Annotated in this window: 16 protein-coding genes; all 16 read right to left on the reverse strand. The window is 33.0% G+C overall.

The window, feature by feature from the left end:
• Positions 1 to 201: 201 nt before the first annotated feature.
• Positions 202 to 1905 (reverse strand): proline--tRNA ligase, encoded by a 1704-nt coding sequence (locus ssp1_RS07590; protein ID WP_002450549.1) that lies wholly within the window; start codon positions 1903 to 1905, stop codon positions 202 to 204.
• Between the two features lie 19 nt (positions 1906 to 1924).
• Positions 1925 to 3211, reverse strand: coding sequence for an RIP metalloprotease RseP (rseP, locus tag ssp1_RS07595; RefSeq protein ID WP_107535781.1), 1287 nt, complete (start codon positions 3209 to 3211; stop codon positions 1925 to 1927).
• A 240-nt stretch (positions 3212 to 3451) separates the two neighbouring features.
• A complete protein-coding gene (locus ssp1_RS07600) occupies positions 3452 to 4234 on the reverse strand; it encodes a phosphatidate cytidylyltransferase (RefSeq protein WP_002450551.1) in 783 nt (260 codons plus the stop codon).
• Positions 4235 to 4237: 3 nt separating this feature from the next.
• Positions 4238 to 5008: an undecaprenyl pyrophosphate synthase gene (locus tag ssp1_RS07605; protein WP_075777940.1), complete on the reverse strand. Its 771-nt coding sequence runs from the start codon at positions 5006 to 5008 to the stop codon at positions 4238 to 4240.
• Between the two features lie 233 nt (positions 5009 to 5241).
• Positions 5242 to 5796 (reverse strand): ribosome recycling factor, encoded by a 555-nt coding sequence (gene frr / locus ssp1_RS07610; protein ID WP_002450553.1) that lies wholly within the window; start codon positions 5794 to 5796, stop codon positions 5242 to 5244.
• A gap of 15 nt (positions 5797 to 5811) precedes the next feature.
• The gene (gene pyrH / locus ssp1_RS07615; protein ID WP_107535782.1) at positions 5812 to 6534 is read right to left on the reverse strand and encodes a UMP kinase; all 723 of its coding nucleotides are present in this window, start codon (positions 6532 to 6534) and stop codon (positions 5812 to 5814) included.
• Between the two features lie 140 nt (positions 6535 to 6674).
• Positions 6675 to 7553 (reverse strand): translation elongation factor Ts, encoded by an 879-nt coding sequence (gene tsf / locus ssp1_RS07620; RefSeq protein WP_002450555.1) that lies wholly within the window; start codon positions 7551 to 7553, stop codon positions 6675 to 6677.
• A gap of 151 nt (positions 7554 to 7704) precedes the next feature.
• Positions 7705 to 8493 (reverse strand): 30S ribosomal protein S2, encoded by a 789-nt coding sequence (gene rpsB, locus ssp1_RS07625; RefSeq protein ID WP_002466032.1) that lies wholly within the window; start codon positions 8491 to 8493, stop codon positions 7705 to 7707.
• A 307-nt stretch (positions 8494 to 8800) separates the two neighbouring features.
• Positions 8801 to 9574, reverse strand: coding sequence for a GTP-sensing pleiotropic transcriptional regulator CodY (gene codY, locus ssp1_RS07630; RefSeq protein ID WP_002450557.1), 774 nt, complete (start codon positions 9572 to 9574; stop codon positions 8801 to 8803).
• A 23-nt stretch (positions 9575 to 9597) separates the two neighbouring features.
• Entirely contained in the window at positions 9598 to 11001 is a 1404-nt protein-coding gene (hslU, locus tag ssp1_RS07635) for an ATP-dependent protease ATPase subunit HslU (RefSeq protein ID WP_015365077.1), read from the reverse strand.
• Between the two features lie 87 nt (positions 11002 to 11088).
• Positions 11089 to 11634, reverse strand: coding sequence for an ATP-dependent protease subunit HslV (gene hslV, locus ssp1_RS07640; RefSeq protein WP_002450559.1), 546 nt, complete (start codon positions 11632 to 11634; stop codon positions 11089 to 11091).
• The gene (xerC, locus tag ssp1_RS07645; protein WP_075777938.1) at positions 11631 to 12524 is read right to left on the reverse strand and encodes a tyrosine recombinase XerC; all 894 of its coding nucleotides are present in this window, start codon (positions 12522 to 12524) and stop codon (positions 11631 to 11633) included. The genes hslV and xerC overlap by 4 nt, the downstream gene beginning before the upstream one ends.
• A gap of 164 nt (positions 12525 to 12688) precedes the next feature.
• Positions 12689 to 13996: an FADH(2)-oxidizing methylenetetrahydrofolate--tRNA-(uracil(54)-C(5))-methyltransferase TrmFO gene (gene trmFO / locus ssp1_RS07650; RefSeq protein WP_049425631.1), complete on the reverse strand. Its 1308-nt coding sequence runs from the start codon at positions 13994 to 13996 to the stop codon at positions 12689 to 12691.
• A 116-nt stretch (positions 13997 to 14112) separates the two neighbouring features.
• On the reverse strand, positions 14113 to 16188 hold the full coding sequence (gene topA, locus ssp1_RS07655) for a type I DNA topoisomerase (protein WP_171970108.1): 2076 nt from the start codon (positions 16186 to 16188) through the stop codon (positions 14113 to 14115).
• Between the two features lie 177 nt (positions 16189 to 16365).
• A complete protein-coding gene (gene dprA, locus ssp1_RS07660) occupies positions 16366 to 17241 on the reverse strand; it encodes a DNA-processing protein DprA (protein ID WP_420031064.1) in 876 nt (291 codons plus the stop codon).
• Between the two features lie 221 nt (positions 17242 to 17462).
• The gene (gene sucD / locus ssp1_RS07665; protein ID WP_118828170.1) at positions 17463 to 18368 is read right to left on the reverse strand and encodes a succinate--CoA ligase subunit alpha; all 906 of its coding nucleotides are present in this window, start codon (positions 18366 to 18368) and stop codon (positions 17463 to 17465) included.
• Positions 18369 to 18383 lie beyond the last annotated feature (15 nt).

Here is an 18383-nt window from a genome sequence, read left to right on the forward strand (position 1 = left end):
TATGAAATCAATCATACAAATTATACTGATGAATCGTTCGAAGTTCAAAGCAAATTTATATCTTATTATACGCTTAATTGGTATAGATTTCATCGATATGAATTAAATACATTTACGAAAAATAAGGAGTGGATAAGAATTCTAATTGAATCCATCATCACACTCCCAATACATAAAACCTAAAAGGTCAAATGTTCATATTTAGTTTAATGTTAAATATAAATCTTTAATATAATTTTCTAAATCATCAATATGAATTTCTTCACTTTCACCTGTTGAACGTTGTTTAACTTCTACAATACCTTCTTCTGCACGTTTACCAACTACAACTCTTAATGGTAAACCTATTAAATCAGCATCGTTAAATTTAACACCCGCACGTTCTTGGCGATCATCATATAGTACATCATAGTTATTCATTAATTGATCATATAATTGATCACCTAGCTTACGTTGTTCCTCTTTTTTAGGGTTAATTGTAATTAAATGTAAATCAAATGGTGTAACTGATTTAGGCCAAATAATACCGTTATCGTCATGGTGTTGTTCTACTATAGCACTCAATGTTCTAGACACGCCAATACCATAACAACCCATAATGAGCGGTTGTGCTTTACCTTGGTTATCTAAGAAAGTCGCATTCATTGATTCAGAATATTTTGTTCCGAGTTTAAAGACTTGTCCAACTTCTATTCCTTCTGCAAATTGTGCATTTCCAGAACCATCACTTAAAGGTTCACCTTCTAAGATAAATCTAAAGTCTCCAAATTCGTCAACTTTAAAATCACGATCTAATTGTGCATTTTCGAAATGATATCCATCTTCATTTGCACCAATCACAAAGTTATTTAAGTCTTGAACAAAATGGTCAGCATAGATTTTAATATCTTTATCATGAATAGGACCTAATGAACCTGGATGTGCACCCACAATATTAACAATTTCATCTTGGCTAGCCATTTCAATTTGGTCTGTACCAAAGTATGCTTTTAATTTCACGTCATTCAACTCATGATGTCCTCTTACAAGTACCATGATAAACTCGCCATCCACTTTAAATATCATTGTTTTCACAATTTCATCTAGCGGACGATTTAAATATTCAGCTACTTCTTCAGCTGTTTTTATATTAGGTGTCTCTACCTTTTTCAATTCAGCAACTTCAGTATTTTTAGGGTTAGCTGTATAAACCACTTCTGCTTTTTCAATGTTGGCAGCATAATCACTTTCATTACTATAAACGATAGTGTCTTCACCAATTTCACTTAAAGCCATAAACTCATGTGTATGATTACCACCAATTGCCCCTGAATCTGCTACAACAGGTCGTGCATTGATGCCTACTCGTTTAAATATACGATCATACGCGTTATACATATCTTGATAAGTTTCATCTAATGATGCTTCATCAGCATGGAAAGAATAAGCATCTTTCATGATAAATTCTCTACCACGAAGTAACCCAAAACGTGGACGTTGTTCGTCTCTAAATTTAGATTGGATTTGGAACAACGTTAAAGGTAAACGTTTGTATGACTTTAACTCATCTCTAACAAGTGATGTCACTACTTCTTCATGCGTTGGTCCTAATGCAAATTCGCGTCCATTACGGTCTTTTAATCGCATTAATTCAGGACCATATGCACCCCAACGGCCTGATTCTTCCCATAATTCAGCTTGTTGAAGCGCTGGCATTAAAATTTCTACTGCATCTACTTTTTCCATTTCTTCACGTATAATCTTAGAAATATTATTCAGAACACGTGTAGCTAATGGTAAATAGCTATATATTCCACTTGTACTTTGTTTAATTAAACCTGCTTTTAATAATAAACGATGACTTAAAGCTTCAGCTTCTGCTGGCACTTCTCTCATAGTTGGTATAAAAACTTTAGATTGTTTCATAGTTACTTTGCCTCCCTATTTATAAGAAATATCTTTGAATATCGTTCCATGTTACTAGAATCATAATGATAACTACAAAGATTGCACCGACTGCAATAATACCTGTTTCTGCCTTTTTATTAATAGGCTTTCTAAATATTGCTTCGTAAATCACAAATAAAATTCTTCCACCGTCTAATGCTGGAATTGGTAATAAATTCATAATACCTAAGTTTACACTTAATAATGCTGTATATGTGATCAAGTTAATAATTCCCGATTTCACAACTGAATCCACATTATGATAAATACCTACTGGCCCATTCAACATGTCAAATGAAAAACCACCAGTAAAGATACTCGCAAGCATGCCAACGACTGCTGTAAATATTAACGTACCTGCTTTAAAGAACTGTTCAACTCCTGCGACAAGAGGTTTAAATACCGTATGTTCTGTTTTCGGTTTGAATCCAATTTGATAAACTGTCTCAGATTTATTCTTTGTTTGTTTGATTTCAGTTTTCTTAGGTTCGATATCGATTGATTTCATCTTACCGTTTCGTTCAACTTTAACAGTAGTTTTAGCAGATTTATTTTTATCTAAAATGTTTGAAATATCATTATAATCTTTAACTTTGTGGTTACCAATTTGTTCAATTTTGTCGCCTGCTTTTAATCCTGCTTTTTCAGCGGGATAACCTTTGGCTAAATCGCCTACTGTTGTTGTAGGTGTACCATGATAATATGCTAATCCAATAAATAGTAAGATAGCCAAAATAAAGTTAAATAACGGGCCGGCAAATAATGTTAAAAATTTGGGTAACGGCTTCTTATGTGTGAATTGACGTTCTCTAGGTGCTATTTGAATTAAGCTACCATTTTCAACGAAATATGCTTTCTTAGCGATATTGAAATGATGACGCTCTTCATCATATGATGTGATACCTTCAATAAAAAGATCATCTTTAAAATCACATTTTTTCACTTCAATAGCTTCAATTTGTTGGAATTTATGTTGATCATCTAAAATGATATGTGTAATTTGATCATGATCATTTAATTTAATTTTTACGTTCATACCTGGTTCAACAGGCGGCTCCTCAAGACCATCACCTGCCATACGCACATATCCGCCTACAGGCAAAATACGAATTGTATATAACGTTTCATCTTTTCTAAAACTAAAGATTTTCGGTCCCATACCGATGGCAAATTCTGGGCACATAATGCCCGCTCTCTTAGCAAAGAACATATGTCCATATTCGTGGACAGTTACAAGAACACCAAAAACGATGATGAACGCTAATATTGTTATTAATGAGCTCACTCGCTACACCTCTATTTTAAGTAATATTTCAAATTTCTCTCGATTAATTATTAAAAGATAATATAAGACATTATATTACGTTTGACTTAATTAGCATATTAATTTGGCTAATCATGTTCATTATACTTTTGTACCAATGAAAATTATGTATAAGTTATGAAAAGGAGTTAAGAAATGCTATGAACATCTCAATAACTCCCCCATTATAACATTTTATTTATTAAAAAATGCTTCAAGATATTAAATTTGAATTAAAAGAATGTTTAACAATGGTAAAACAAACATGAAACTATCAAATCTATCTAATATACCACCATGTCCTGGTAAAATTCTTCCAGAATCTTTCACACCGAAATGACGTTTAAATCCAGATTCTACTAGATCACCTAATTGTCCAAACATGCTTAAGATGATGGTCACAATTAACAATAACCACACGTTTAAATTAAAATCTACAAAAAACTGCATTACTAGCGGTACAAGTAAACTACAGAAAAGACCACCAATAAATCCTTCAATTGTTTTGTTTGGACTTATAACTGGCCATAACTTATGTTTGCCCATTAAACGGCCAAAAATGTAAGCACCAGTATCTGTTAACCAAACTATTAAGAATGCATATAAAATGTAGTGTAATCCTTCTGAACGCGTTTCATAAAAGTACATAAAACCAATTCCGACATAGGCAACGCTCATTAAACAAAATGCTGCATCCATAAAACTAAATCTATTTTTTGATAAAACAGTATAACTGAGTACTATAAAACTCATTGCGACTAAACTTTTCAACTGTATGACTTGTACCCAATCTCCGGCATCCTGAGGAAGCATAATAATAATTAAACCGATTGCACTTATTATCCCGGGAATTGAAATAAATTTAATCATATTCATATTTAAAAGTTCTTTTAATGCAATTAATGCTAATAAATAAGCAAAAAGCATTAGTACTAATCCACCCTTTAAAAGGATAGGCAAGAAAATTAATAAAGCAATAATCGCTGTCAATGTTCTTACTTTCATACTTTACTCCTCACTCAATCCTCCAAAACGTCTTTGGCGTGATTGGTAAATTTTTAAACAATTTTTCAATTCGTCACCATCAAAGTCTGGCCATAATTTTTCATTAAATATGAATTCACTATATGAAACTTGCCAAATTAAAAAGTTGCTTATTCGTTGCTCACCAGAAGTTCTAATTAATAATTCTGGATCAGGATAATTCTTAGTCATCAAGTGTTGATTAATTAAATCTTCGTTAATATCACCACTACTCAATCCTTTATGTTGGATTTCATCTACAATCGTTTTAAAACTTTGAACGATTTCAGCACGCCCACCATAATTGATGGCAAAAATTAATCTTAATCCTGTATTATTTTTCGTTTTTTCTTTGGCATGATCAATAGCTTCGATTGTTGATGTCGGTAACCCTTTTTGAAAACCAATTGTTTCAACTTTAACATTCTTCTCTATCAATTCTGGTAGAAATGTTTTTAAAAAGTTAACTGGTAAATTCATAATATAGTTTACTTCACTTTCAGGTCTAGACCAATTTTCAGTGGAGAAAGCGTATAAGGTAAGATATTTAATACCGATATCACTAGCTTCTCGTGTGACCTTCTTGATTGTTTGCATACCTTCATAATGTCCTTTAATACGAGGCATTTTGCGTTGTTTAGCCCAACGGCCATTACCATCCATGATAATTGCAACATGTTCAGGTATATTATGTAAATCTAAATCATTAAATTGATTACTTTCACTCTTATTATTATTTCTAAGCTTTTTAAACATGGTCTTTCCTCCGAGCCTGATCATCTCTGTATTATTGTATAGGTTGTTTAAACAATCATCTACCATTTTATCATACTCATTTATAGCATTGAATAAGCAAATAAAAAAACTGTACCAAAGTCTTACTTGGTACAGTTTAGACTAGAATGAATATTGCATCATTTTGTCTTACATTAACACTGTATAAGTGCCATCTACAATAAGTTAATATGACTTTTAAGTTTGTCAGAAGATTATACTGACATAATGTCTTTTTCTTTGTCATCAACTAATTGATCAATTTCTTTAATTGAATTATCCGTTGCTTTTTGAACGTCGTCTGTTTGACTTCTTAAGTCATCTTCAGTAATGTCGCCGTTCTTTTCATCTTTTTTAAGTTGATCGTTAACATCACGACGAATGTTTCTAATTGAAACTTTGGCATCTTCACCAATTTTTTTAACATCTTTAACTAATTCTTTACGACGCTCTTCTGTTAAAGCAGGAACAGAAATACGAATAACTTCTCCGTCACTAGTTGGGTTAACACCAAGATTAGCCGCATTAATTGCTTTCTCGATATCAGCCACAGAAGATTTATCGTAAGGAGAAATAACAAGTAATCTTGCTTCTGGAACATTAATACTTGCTAATTGTTGTACTGGTGTTGGTGCACCATAATAATCAACATTTACACCATTTAATAAATTAGAATTCGCTCTACCTGCACTGATATTAGCTAATTCTTTAGATAAATTATCGATAGATTTTTGCATTCTTGCTCTAGTATCTTTAATAATGTCACTCATTTTTTACACCTCATATTATTTTGTAATTAATGTACCAATTTTCTCGCCCATTACAGCTCGTTTAATATTACCCTCTTCCATAATAGAGAACACATTTAATGGAATATTGTTATCCATACAGAATGAAGAAGCTGTTGAGTCCATAACTTGTAGACCTTCTTGAAGCATTTGAATATGTGTTAAATGTTCATATTTAACTGCATCTTTATCTACTTTAGGATCTGCAGAGTAAACACCATCAACATTATTTTTACCCATTAATATAACGTCTGCTTCTACTTCAGCCGCTCTTAGTGCCGCTGTTGTATCAGTAGAGAAATAAGGGTTACCAATACCTGCTGCAAAGATAACAACACGTTTTTTCTCTAAATGACGAATGGCACGACGACGAATGTAAGGTTCAGCAACTTGCTTCATTTCAATAGAAGTTAAAACACGCGTATCACATTCTAATTGTTCAAGGCTATCTTGTAGGGCAAGTGCATTCATAACAGTGGCTAACATTCCCATATAGTCAGCAGTACCGCGATCCATTCCTAAATCGCTTCCTGTTTTACCTCTCCAAATGTTACCGCCACCAACTATTACAGCAATTTCGCAATCCATTTTTGCTATTTCGGCTACTTGCTTAGCAACACTTTTAATAATCATTGGGTTAATGCCAAATCCTTTGTCACCTGCAAGTGCTTCACCACTAAGTTTTAAGACTACACGTTTATATTTAGAAGTTTGAGCCATTTTCTTATCCTCTCTATAGTAGAAATATGTAAAAGTATATAAGTAAAGAAGACACGGACGTCCTCTCTAAATTAAAAACTACTGCTTTTAATCTGAGAAAACCTTTCAGGTGTCTTCTTTCTTGTTAACAATATGACTTATTATTTCATTTGTCCTTTAACTTCATCAGCAAAGTTTTCTTCGCGTTTTTCCATACCTTCGCCTACTTCATATCTTACGAAGTCAACAAGTTTACCACCTTTAGATTTTAAGAAAGCTTCAACTGTTTCATCTGGGTTTTTAACGAAGTTTTGGTCAACAGCACAAATTTCTTGTAAATATTTACGTAAACGACCTTCAACCATTTTTTCAACGATGTTTTCTGGTTTACCTTCATTTAATGCTTGTTGTTTAAGTACTTCTCTTTCATGATTAATTTCATCTTCGCTTACTTGGTCAGATGAAACATATTTAGGGTTGATAGCAGCAATGTGCATAGCTACATCTTTAGCAGCTGCTTCATCAGTAGTACCTTCAATTACAGTTAACACACCGATACGTCCACCCATGTGTAAGTATGCACCGAATGCATCGTTATCTGATTTAGTTCTAACTGCAAAACGACGGATGCTTAATTTTTCACCGATTGTTGAAATAGCTTCTTTCATTTTTTCGTCAACAGTTTTACCGTCTTCGAATTTAGTTTCCATTAATGCTTCAACAGATTCTGCTTTAGTAGCAAGTACTTGGTTAGCAATTTCTTTTACTAAGTTTTGGAAACCTTCGTTACGAGCAACGAAGTCTGTTTCTGAGTTGATTTCAACGATAGCTGCTTCGTTACCATTGATTTCAACATGTACAAGACCTTCTGCTGCGATACGATCAGCTTTTTTAGCTGCTTTAGCAATACCTTTTTCACGTAAGTAATCGATAGCTTTGTCCATATCACCATCAGTTTCAGTTAGCGCTTTTTTACAGTCCATCATGCCAGCGCCAGTTTTTTCACGTAATTCTTTTACAAGTTTAGCTGAAATTGCCATTAATTATTCCTCCAGTATATATAATTCTGTTACAGATATATTTAAATTTTACCATTATTCCTAGTAAAATTTCCAATACTCTATACTATTAATTTATTTTTTAAAAAAAGGTGATAAGCATTAGTATCTTATCACCCATTTAAACTATAACTTAGTTTGATTCAACAGAAGTGTTTTCTTCAGTTGTTTCTGCTTTGTCAGATTCTTCTTTTTCATCTAAATTGATGTTTTGTTCTGCAGCTACTTCTTCGTTTGATACACCTTGTTGACCTTCTAAAACAGCGTCTGCCATTTTACCAGTTAATAATTTAACGGCACGGATAGCATCGTCGTTTGCTGGGATTACATAATCAATTTCATCTGGGTCACAGTTAGTGTCAACAATACCCACGATTGGAATATTTAATTTACGTGCTTCAGCAATTGCGTTGCGCTCTTTACGAGGATCAACTACGAATAATGCTTGAGGCATAGTTTTCATATCACGAATACCGCCTAAGAATTTAATTAAACGGTCGTATTCTTTTTTAAGTTCAACAACTTCTTTTTTAGGTAATACTTCGAATAAGCCGTCTTCTTCCATTTTTTCAATTTCAGAAATACGTTTGATTCGTTTTGAGATTGTTTTATAGTTAGTTAAGATTCCACCTAACCATCTTTGGTTAACGTAGAATTGACCAGCACGTTCTGCTTCAGCTTTAACTGAATCTTGTGCTTGTTTTTTAGTACCTACGAATAAGACTTTACCGCCATCTTCTGATACTTGTTTGATGAAGTTATATGCTTCTTCAACTTTTTTCACTGTTTTTTGTAAGTCAATGATATAAATACCATTTCTCTCAGTGAAGATATATTTTTTCATTTTTGGGTTCCAACGACGTGTTTGATGGCCGAAGTGAACACCAGCTTCTAACAATTGTTTCATTGATATAACTGCCATTATAAATTCCTCCTATTGGTTAATTACCTCCATAACAAACTCATATAAAGACAGTAATTAAATACTGCACCCTCTATATTTACATTTATTATGTGTGTATTGGCTTTATAGCCGAAAATAAATATATCATAATTCGACATTGATTGCAATGCCTTTCGTCTAATAAATGATTGATTAAATCAAACATCATCTAGTGTCATTTATTATTTATTTTTCATCGATAAAGTGTTACTAAAAATCATTATCCCTTATTTACAAAAAATTAAGGTTTAGGCATCCCAATGGTAGCACCTAAACCTTAATAAATTTATTTATTACGTTCTAATTCATCTAAGAATTTTTCTTTTTTGACTTTGATAAATGTACCTTTCATACCTAGTGAACGTGACTCAATCACACCAGCGCTTTCTAGTTTACGTAGTGCATTTACAATTACTGAACGTGTAATACCGACTCTATCAGCAACTTTAGAAGCAATTAATAACCCTTCATTACCACCTAATTCATCAAAGATATGTTCGATGGCTTCTTTTTCTGAATAAGATAATGAATTAATGGCCATTGTGATTGAAGCTTTATCTCGTGCTTCTTTTTCAACTTCATTGTGCTTTTCACGTAAAATTTCCATACCAATGACAGTTGCAGCATATTCGCCTAAAACTAAATCATTTTCATTGAAATCATCTTGAACTCTTCCTAAAACTAACGTACCTAATCTTTCTCCTCCACCTAAAATAGGGAATATTGTTGTTCTACTATTTACAAACACTTCTCTATTTTCTGGTGGGAATACCGTTAAAACATTATCAATATCAATATTAGATTGTGTTTCTTTAACATCCATTAATTGATCAGTATATTCTGCAGGGATATGTCTATCTTCAAGCATGTGAATGATTCGATCACTCTTCAGTAATTCATTTAAGCTCGACCCTAAAATTTTACCTCTTCTCGACACAATAAATACATTAGTTACTGTAACGCTACTAATCGTTTGGGCAACGTCCTTAAAATCTACTGCGATGCCTTTGTGTTTCTGTAATAACGTGTTTAACTCTCTTGTTTTAGATAATAAGCTCATAATTTTTCTCCTTCTTTTTATTTTTATAGAATAAATGCACTTAAATCTTTATTTGTTGAGATTGATTTTAATTTATCATCAACATATTGTGGCGTAATATCAACAACAGCATGTGGCATATTCGGTGCTTCGAATGATAAATCTTCTAACATTTTTTCTAAAATTGTGTGTAATCGACGCGCACCAATATTATCAGTATCTTGATTGACTTGATATGCAATTTCAGCTAATCGTGTAATTGCTTCATCTGAGAAGTTAACTGTTACTTCTTCTGTTTGAAGTAACGCTTCATATTGTTTTACTAGTGATAATTTAGGTTCCTTAAGAATTCTAACGAAATCTTCTACTGATAAACTATCAAGTTCGACTCTAATTGGGAATCGTCCTTGAAGCTCTGGAATTAAATCACTAGGTTTAGACACGTGGAATGCACCAGCGCCAATAAATAGCATATGTTCAGTATTTACAGTACCATATTTAGTTTGAATCATGCTACCTTCAAGAATTGGTAAGATATCACGTTGAACACCTTGTCTTGAAACATCTTGACCACTATTTTGATTATTTGTAGCCACTTTATCGATTTCATCGATAAAGATAATTCCCATTTGTTCAGCTAACTCTAATGCTTCTTGATTTGCTGTTTCTTGATCGATGAGTTCATCTGCAAAGTCATCTGCAAGTATTTTACGTGCCGTCTTAACTGGAACTTCACGTTCAACTTTCTTTTTAGGCATAAGTTGATTCATCATATCTTGCATTTGTTGGTTTTGATTTGTACCTAACATTCCTAAAGCACCTGGATCTTGTTCAACTTTGATACGCACTTTTTCTTCTTCAAGTTTGCCCTCTTCAAGTTGTTTTTTGATTTCTGAACGTTTAGTTTTAATTTCCTCTGTTGGTGGCTCTTCCTCTTCTTCATTATTTTGATTAAAATTCGGAATTGCTCCACCGAATAAAGATTCTAATGGATTATTACCTTGAGATGCTTTTTTCTTCATGCTAGGAACGAGTAATTTTACTAATTTATCGTTAGCTTTTTGCGTTGCTTCATCTTTGACCATTTCTTTCTTTTCATCTTTAACTAATCGCACTGACACATCAACTAAATCTCTGACCATACTCTCTACGTCACGACCTACATAACCAACCTCTGTAAATTTAGTTGCTTCAACTTTAATAAACGGTGCACCTACAATTTTGGCCATTCTACGTGCTATTTCTGTTTTACCTACACCTGTTGGTCCAATCATTAAAATATTCTTGGGTGCTATTTCTTGTTTAGATTCTTCATCTAATAAGCTTCTTCTGTATCTATTACGTAAGGCAATGGCTACTTTCCTTTTCGCATCATCTTGTCCTACGATATATTCGTTTAATTTAGATACAATATCTTTCGGTGTTAATTTTATACCATTTGTATCCATATATGGATGACCTCCAATTTCTTACTTTCTGAAATTAATGCTATTTATACTTACTACAAATCAATTTGCTCGATTGATTATAGATTTTTATAATGTTTCAACTATAATATTATCATTTGTGAACACACAAATGTCAGATGCCACCTTCAAACTTTCATAAGCCATTTCTTCTGCTGACATTTGTCCTGCGTGTCGTTTTAGTGCTCGACCTGCACTTAATGCATAATTTCCGCCTGAACCTATCGCTATTAAATCATCATCGGGGGCAATCACTTCTCCTGTCCCGCTAACAACTAATATGGCATCTTTGTCCATTACTATTAACATTGCTTCTAACTGACGCAGTTGTTTATCTCCACGCCACTCTTGTGCAAGTTCAACGGCTGCTCTTTCAAGATTACCACTAAATTGTTGAAGTTTTGTTTCGAACTTTTCAAAAAGTGTAAACGCATCAGCAACACTACCTGCAAAACCTGCTAGTACCTTTCCATCGTATAAGCGTCTCACTTTTCTTGCTGTTTGTTTCATTATTACTTGTTGTCCTAATGTGACTTGTCCGTCTCCGGCCATTGCTGCGCCACCATTATGTCTTACAGCATATATCGTAGTTGCATGTAATGAGTTATCCATCATTCATTCTCCTTTTTTGCTCGAGGATGTGCATTAAGATAAACTTTTCTTAATTGTTGATTAGATACGTGTGTATATTTCCCAGTGGTTGATAAATTAACATGACCTAGTAGAGATTGCACTGTTCTCAAATCAGCTCCTTGGTTTAACAAGTGTGTTGCGAAGGTATGTCGTAATTTATGGGGGTGAATATTCGTTACACCAGACGTACGTTTTACTACATCATTAAGTACGTATCTAACTCCTCTTTCTGTTATTGGTTGACCTTGCATATTAACGATTAAATAGTCATGATCAACATGTTTAAAAGGTTTAAATTCCTTTAAATACCGTTCTATACTTTGCTTACAAAATTCTCCAAAAGGAATAAATCTTTCTTTATTACCTTTACCTAATACTTTAACTCCAGGTAACTTCATATCTAAATCTTGTGTTTTGATATGCACCAATTCAGAAACACGAATACCTGTTGCATATAATAGTTCAAGTATTACTTTATCTCGCATACCCTTTTTACTATCAGTATCTACCGTTTTAAATAAAGCTTCCATTTCTTCTTCATAAAAAAATTGTGGTAAGTACTGTTCTTTCTTTGGGTGTACAAGTTGAACAAATGGATTAACAACGGACTCATCCTGTGTCATCCAATATTCATAAAAAGTTCGTAACGTAGAAATTTTACGTGAAACTGTAGTTCTTTTCAAATTTTTCGAATATAAAAAACTTAAATAATTTCTTGCATCTTTATATTCAAAGTCATTTAAATCTAAAGATTCCTGATATAAAAAATCATTAAATTGCACAATGTCATCATGATAAGACTTGAGTGTGTGATCAGAAAAATGTCGTTCTACTTTTAACATATAGAGAAACGCTTTTTGAATATCATTCAATAAATTTCGCCTCCATCATATAGAATTGTAGCATATCCGTGGTAGGGCTTACAGTGATTTGATATTCAATTCAAAATCTTTCGAGAATTGTAACATATACCGTCAGCAATCATAACCAACAAAAAACTAGATAGCATAAGCCACCTAGTTTATGTTCTTAAAAATTATAAAGTTTTTTTATAATTTTCAAGATATTCTAATGCACGATTTGCTTGTGTTTCATATCTTTCTTTTTTATCTTTAATTCTCTTTTCTAATGATGGTAATAAACCAAAGTTGGCATTCATTGGTTGGAAGTTCTTTTCATTTTTAGCGTGTGAAATATAGTAAGCCATGCTACCAATCATTGTTTCCCTAGGGAAAATAACCTCACCTTTATCTAGTAATTTATGTGCTAAGTTAATCCCTGAAACTAATCCGCTTGCTGCACTTTCAACGTAACCTTCCACACCTGTCATTTGTCCTGCAAAGTAAATATTTTCATGACCAATTAATTCATACTTTTCGTTTAAGACATCTGGTGAATTAATAAATGTATTTCTGTGCATCACACCATATCGTACGATATCTACATTTTCTAATCCTGGTATTAATTTGATAACTTCTTTTTGAGCACCCCATTTTAAATGTGTTTGGAAACCAACAATATTATATAACGTGCCTGCTGCATCATCTTGTCTTAATTGAACAACTGCAAATGGTCGTTTACCAGTTTTAGGATCTTCTAATCCAACTGGTTTCATTGGCCCAAATAGTAATGTTTTTCTACCACGTTCTGCCATTACTTCAAACGGCATACAACCTTCAAAGTATTTTTCTTTTTCAAATTCATTAACGGGAGCGACTTCTGCTTCTAATACGGCATTATAAAAACGGTCAAACTCTTCTTCGGTCATCGGACAATTTAAATATGCTGCTTCTCCTTTATCATATCTAGATTTTAAATAAACTTTATCCATATCAATTGAATCTTTTTCGATAATAGGTGCTGCAGCATCATAGAAGTACAATTGATCTTTTCCTGTAATATCCACGATTTCTTGTGCTAAGTTTTCTGTAGTAAGTGGTCCTGTCGCTATGATTGTATATCCTTCAGGAATACTGTGTACTTCTTGATTTAAAACTGTCACATTGGGATGATTTCTAAGTGTGTCTGTGATATAGCCAGCAAAATCATGTCTATCAACTGCAAGGGCCCCTCCTGCCGGTACTCTGGCTTTATCTGCAGCTTTTATAATTAAAGAATCTAAGCGTCGCATTTCTTCTTTTAATACACCTACAGCATTTGTAAGTGCATTACCTCTTAATGAGTTTGAACATACTAACTCTGCAAATTTATCTGTATGATGCGCAGGTGTTTGTTTAACTGGGCGCATTTCTATTAAATTAACTTTAATTCCTCTTTCTGCTAATTGATATGCAGCTTCGGAACCAGCTAAACCTGCACCAACTACATTGACTGTTTGTGTCATGCTTATGCCTCCTGTAGAATTCGTTTGGTTATATTTTAACGATTTATGATCTTTATTCAAACTATAAAAATAGCTCGCACAACTTGATTGTGTAGCTATTTTTATATAAGTCATATCTATTTTTGTACTTCTTCTTTGTAATCACAATTTGAACAAGTCACTTGGCTACTTCGACCTTTTTTCTTATCAACTAGGTAATGATTACATTTTGGACAATCTCTGCCTACCGGTTTATCCCATGAGATGAAATCACATTCTGGATAATTAGAACAACCATAAAAAATTCTATTTTTCTTAGATTTACGTTCAACTACTTCTCCATCTTTACACGTAGGGCACTTAACACCGATAGTCTTAACAATTGCTTTTGTATTTCGACAATCTGGGAAATTGGAACATGCCATGAATTTTCCGTATCTTCCCATTTTAATAACCATTGGAGAGCCACAAACTTCACAGTCTTCTCCAGCAGGTTCATCTTTTATCTCAATTTTTTCCATTTCCTCTTCAGCACGTTCAACATCTTGTTTGAAACTATTGTAGAAGTCACCAACAACTTTTCTCCAATTCATGTCACCTTCTGCAATTTTATCAAGTAATGTTTCCATATTAACTGTAAATTCGACATCGATAATTTCTGGGAAGTATTCTTTCACTTGTTCATAAACGATTTCACCTAATTCTGTTGGCATGAAACGTTTACTTTCAAGTTTAACGTAGTTACGCTTTTGAATTGTATCTATCGTTGGTGCATACGTAGAAGGTCGTCCAATCTTCAATTCTTCTAATGTTTTAACTAACCGTGCTTCGGTATATCTTGGTGGTGGTTGTGTAAAATGTTGTGCAGGTTCAATTTGTGTAGCAGTGACTTTATCACCTTGTTCTAATTTAGGTAATTTATTTTCTTTATCACTGTCTTTATCATCTTTAGTTTCAACATATAATGTCATGAAACCTTTAAATTTTATTGTCTGACCATTCGCTCTGAATTTAATATCATTCTGAGTGACATCTAAAGCAATAGTATCTAAAATTGCTGGAGCCATTTGACTAGCTACGAAACGTTCCCATATCAATTTATATAATCGATGTTGGTCACGTGTTAAGAACGGTTTCATTTCTTCTGGTGTTCTTAGTGTGCTTGTAGGTCTTATAGCTTCATGGGCATCTTGATCCCCTTGTTTACCAGATGCTTTCCTATTAGATACATATTCATTGCCATACTTGTCAATGATATAATTTTTAGCTTCTGATTTAGCTTGATCTGAGATACGAGTTGAATCAGTACGCATATAGGTAATTAAACCAACTGTTCCTTGTCGTTTCAAATCAATACCTTCATATAGTTGTTGTGCAATCATCATTGTTTTACGTGCTTTAAAATTCAGTTTACGTGCCGCCTCTTGTTGAAGTGTAGACGTTGTAAATGGATTAGCTGGATTACGTGTTTTTTCTTTTTTATTAACATTTGTTATTTCAAACTCGTCTCCATCTAACGCTGCAGTAATTTTTTCAACGTCTTCTTTTTTATTTAATTTATATGGTTTGTTTTTATAATGAAGGAATTTGGCTGTAAATTTAGACTTTTTATATCTAAACTCACCTTCAATTGTCCAATATTCTTCTGGTTTAAAGTTTCTTATTTCATTTTCTCTATCAATTACGAGTTTCAATGCTACAGATTGTACACGTCCAGCTGATAAACCTTTTTTAACCTTCTTCCATAAGACTGGAGAAATATTATAACCCACTAATCTATCAAGTATACGACGTGCTTGTTGCGCATCTACTAAATCCATTTCAATACCTCTAGGGTGTTTGAAACTATCCTTTACTGCATCTTTAGTTATTTCATTAAATACTACTCTGTTTTCTTTTGAATCTTCTAATTCTAAAATTTTTGATAAATGCCAAGCAATCGCTTCACCTTCGCGGTCAGGGTCACTAGCTAGAAAAACTTTTTTAGCTTTCTTAGCATGCTTTTTCAATTCTTTAACGACAGGACCTTTACCACGTATTGTTATATATTTGGGTTCATAGTTATCTTCAGTGTCCACGCCCATTTGACTTCTAGGTAAATCACGAACGTGTCCCATTGAAGCAATAACTTTATATCTTTTTCCTAAATACTTTTCAATGGTTTTAGCTTTTGCAGGCGACTCAACTATGACTAAATTATCTGCCAAAGTGATTTCCCCCTTGCTAATCTAATTACTAAAGATAAATGATAAACGTTTAATTTTGTTTTTGTCAATGTTTTAATATTTTATCAAGCATTTTGTTTTATCTTTTATTTAATTTCCCAATCATTTCTTTAATGATTTTAATCCATTTTCATTATGTCTAATTGTCTCATACAAACTATTTTATCAATTTAAATAGTCTTGTAAAATATCTTCTTCACTAACGACTATAGTAGCCCCTTCTTGGTGTAATAATAAATTGCCTTTTGTTTTGGAATCAAATAATTTACCTGGTAAAACATACACGTTTCTATTTTGTTCTAATGCACAATCAATTGTAATTCTGCTACCACTTCTTTCGTTTGCCTCAGTTAGTAATACACCTTTTGACAAACCACTAATAATCCTATTTCTTTCTGGAAACTTATATTTAGCAATTGGCGAAAAAGGTGGATATTCAGAAATGACTAACCCCTCTTTTTCAATCCGATTTCTTAATGAAACCGAGGATCTAGGATAATAATAATGGTGTCCAAAACCTAGTACTGCAATGGTTGGTAAATGATTTTTCAATGCTTGTATGTGTGCTTCACTATCAGCGCCTTCTGCTAGTCCAGAAATGATTGTAATATTTTTATCTTTAAATGAAGGAAAAAGAAAATGAAGCGTTTCTTGAGTATAATGTGTACATTTCCTAGACCCAACTATGGCTAGAGTTTGACTACTTAAAAATAGCTTTTCATCTCCTTTATAAAATAGAACAAATGGATAATCATAGATTTCTTTTAATAAATGTGGATAACCTTGGTCGAAACAAGTGATATATTTTACATGTAATTGTCGAAGAATTTTCATAATTTCTTGTATATTTATTTGTTTATATTTATGAAATTTAGAAAGAAACATAGGATGATGATGTGTTATCCAGCGTAATAATGACGTTTCTTGTTCTTTAGGAGTCATTTGGAAAATATGTGGGTAGTACCGATAGAATTGATGGATTTGAGAGGTTGTAAATTGCGACCAGTATAATTTAAGTAAAAAGTATTCGTTCAAGTTCATTACTCCTTTAACTTAATTATACAAAGAAATAACTCATTAAAATATTACAGTTGAAAAACATCTTAGCACTAATTGTAACGTACTTTTAAGAAGTAAAACTATCAACTCTTTATACAACTGAAATGACATATGAACAAATAATCGTAATAATATAATGCTCACAAAAAAGCTTAGACACTTTTAGAAGTGTCTAAGCTCATAACAAACATTATTCATACTGATTATTTTACAGTTAATAATTCTTCGTAAATACCAGCTTTTTTAGCTGCTTCGATTAATGTTGTACCAATTTCAGAAGGTGTGTTAGCTGTTTCTACACCACAACTATTTAAAGTTTTAATTTTTTCTGATGCAGTACCTTTACCACCAGAAATAATGGCACCAGCATGGCCCATACGTTTTCCTGGAGGTGCTGTTTGACCACCAATGAATCCTACAACTGGTTTAGTCATGTTGGCTTTAATCCATTCAGCTGCTTCTTCTTCAGCTGTACCACCGATTTCACCAATCATAACAACCGCTTTAGTTTCAGGGTCTTCATTGAATGCTTTTAATACATCGATGAAGTTAGTACCGTTAACTGGGTCACCGCCGATACCTACAGCAGTTGTTTGACCAATACCTTCTTCAGTTAATTGGTGAACTGCTTCATATGTTAATGTACCTGAACGAGATACAACACCTACGTGACCTTTTTTATGAATATAACCTGGCATAATACCAATTTTACATTCATCTGCTGTAATAACACCTGGGCAGTTTGGTCCTACTAAACGTGTTTTTCTACCTTGTAAATAACGTTTAACTTTAACCATATCTACAACAGGAATATGCTCAGTAATACAAATAACCATGTCTAATTCTGCATCAGCTGCTTCTAAAATTGAGTCTGCAGCAAATAGCGCAGGCACATAAACTACTGATACATTAGCACCAGTTTCTTGTTTTGCTTCTTCTACAGTATTGTATACTGGAACACCTTCTACTACTTGTCCACCTTTACCAGGTGTTACCCCTGCGACAATTTGTGTTCCATAATCTAACATTTGTTTTGTATGGAAAAGGGCAGTAGACCCTGTAATACCTTGTACAATTACTTTAGTATTTTTATCTATAAATACACTCATCTTAGTGTTCCCATC

The organism is Staphylococcus sp. M0911 (assembly GCF_003491325.1).
GTDB lineage: Bacteria > Bacillota > Bacilli > Staphylococcales > Staphylococcaceae > Staphylococcus > Staphylococcus warneri_A.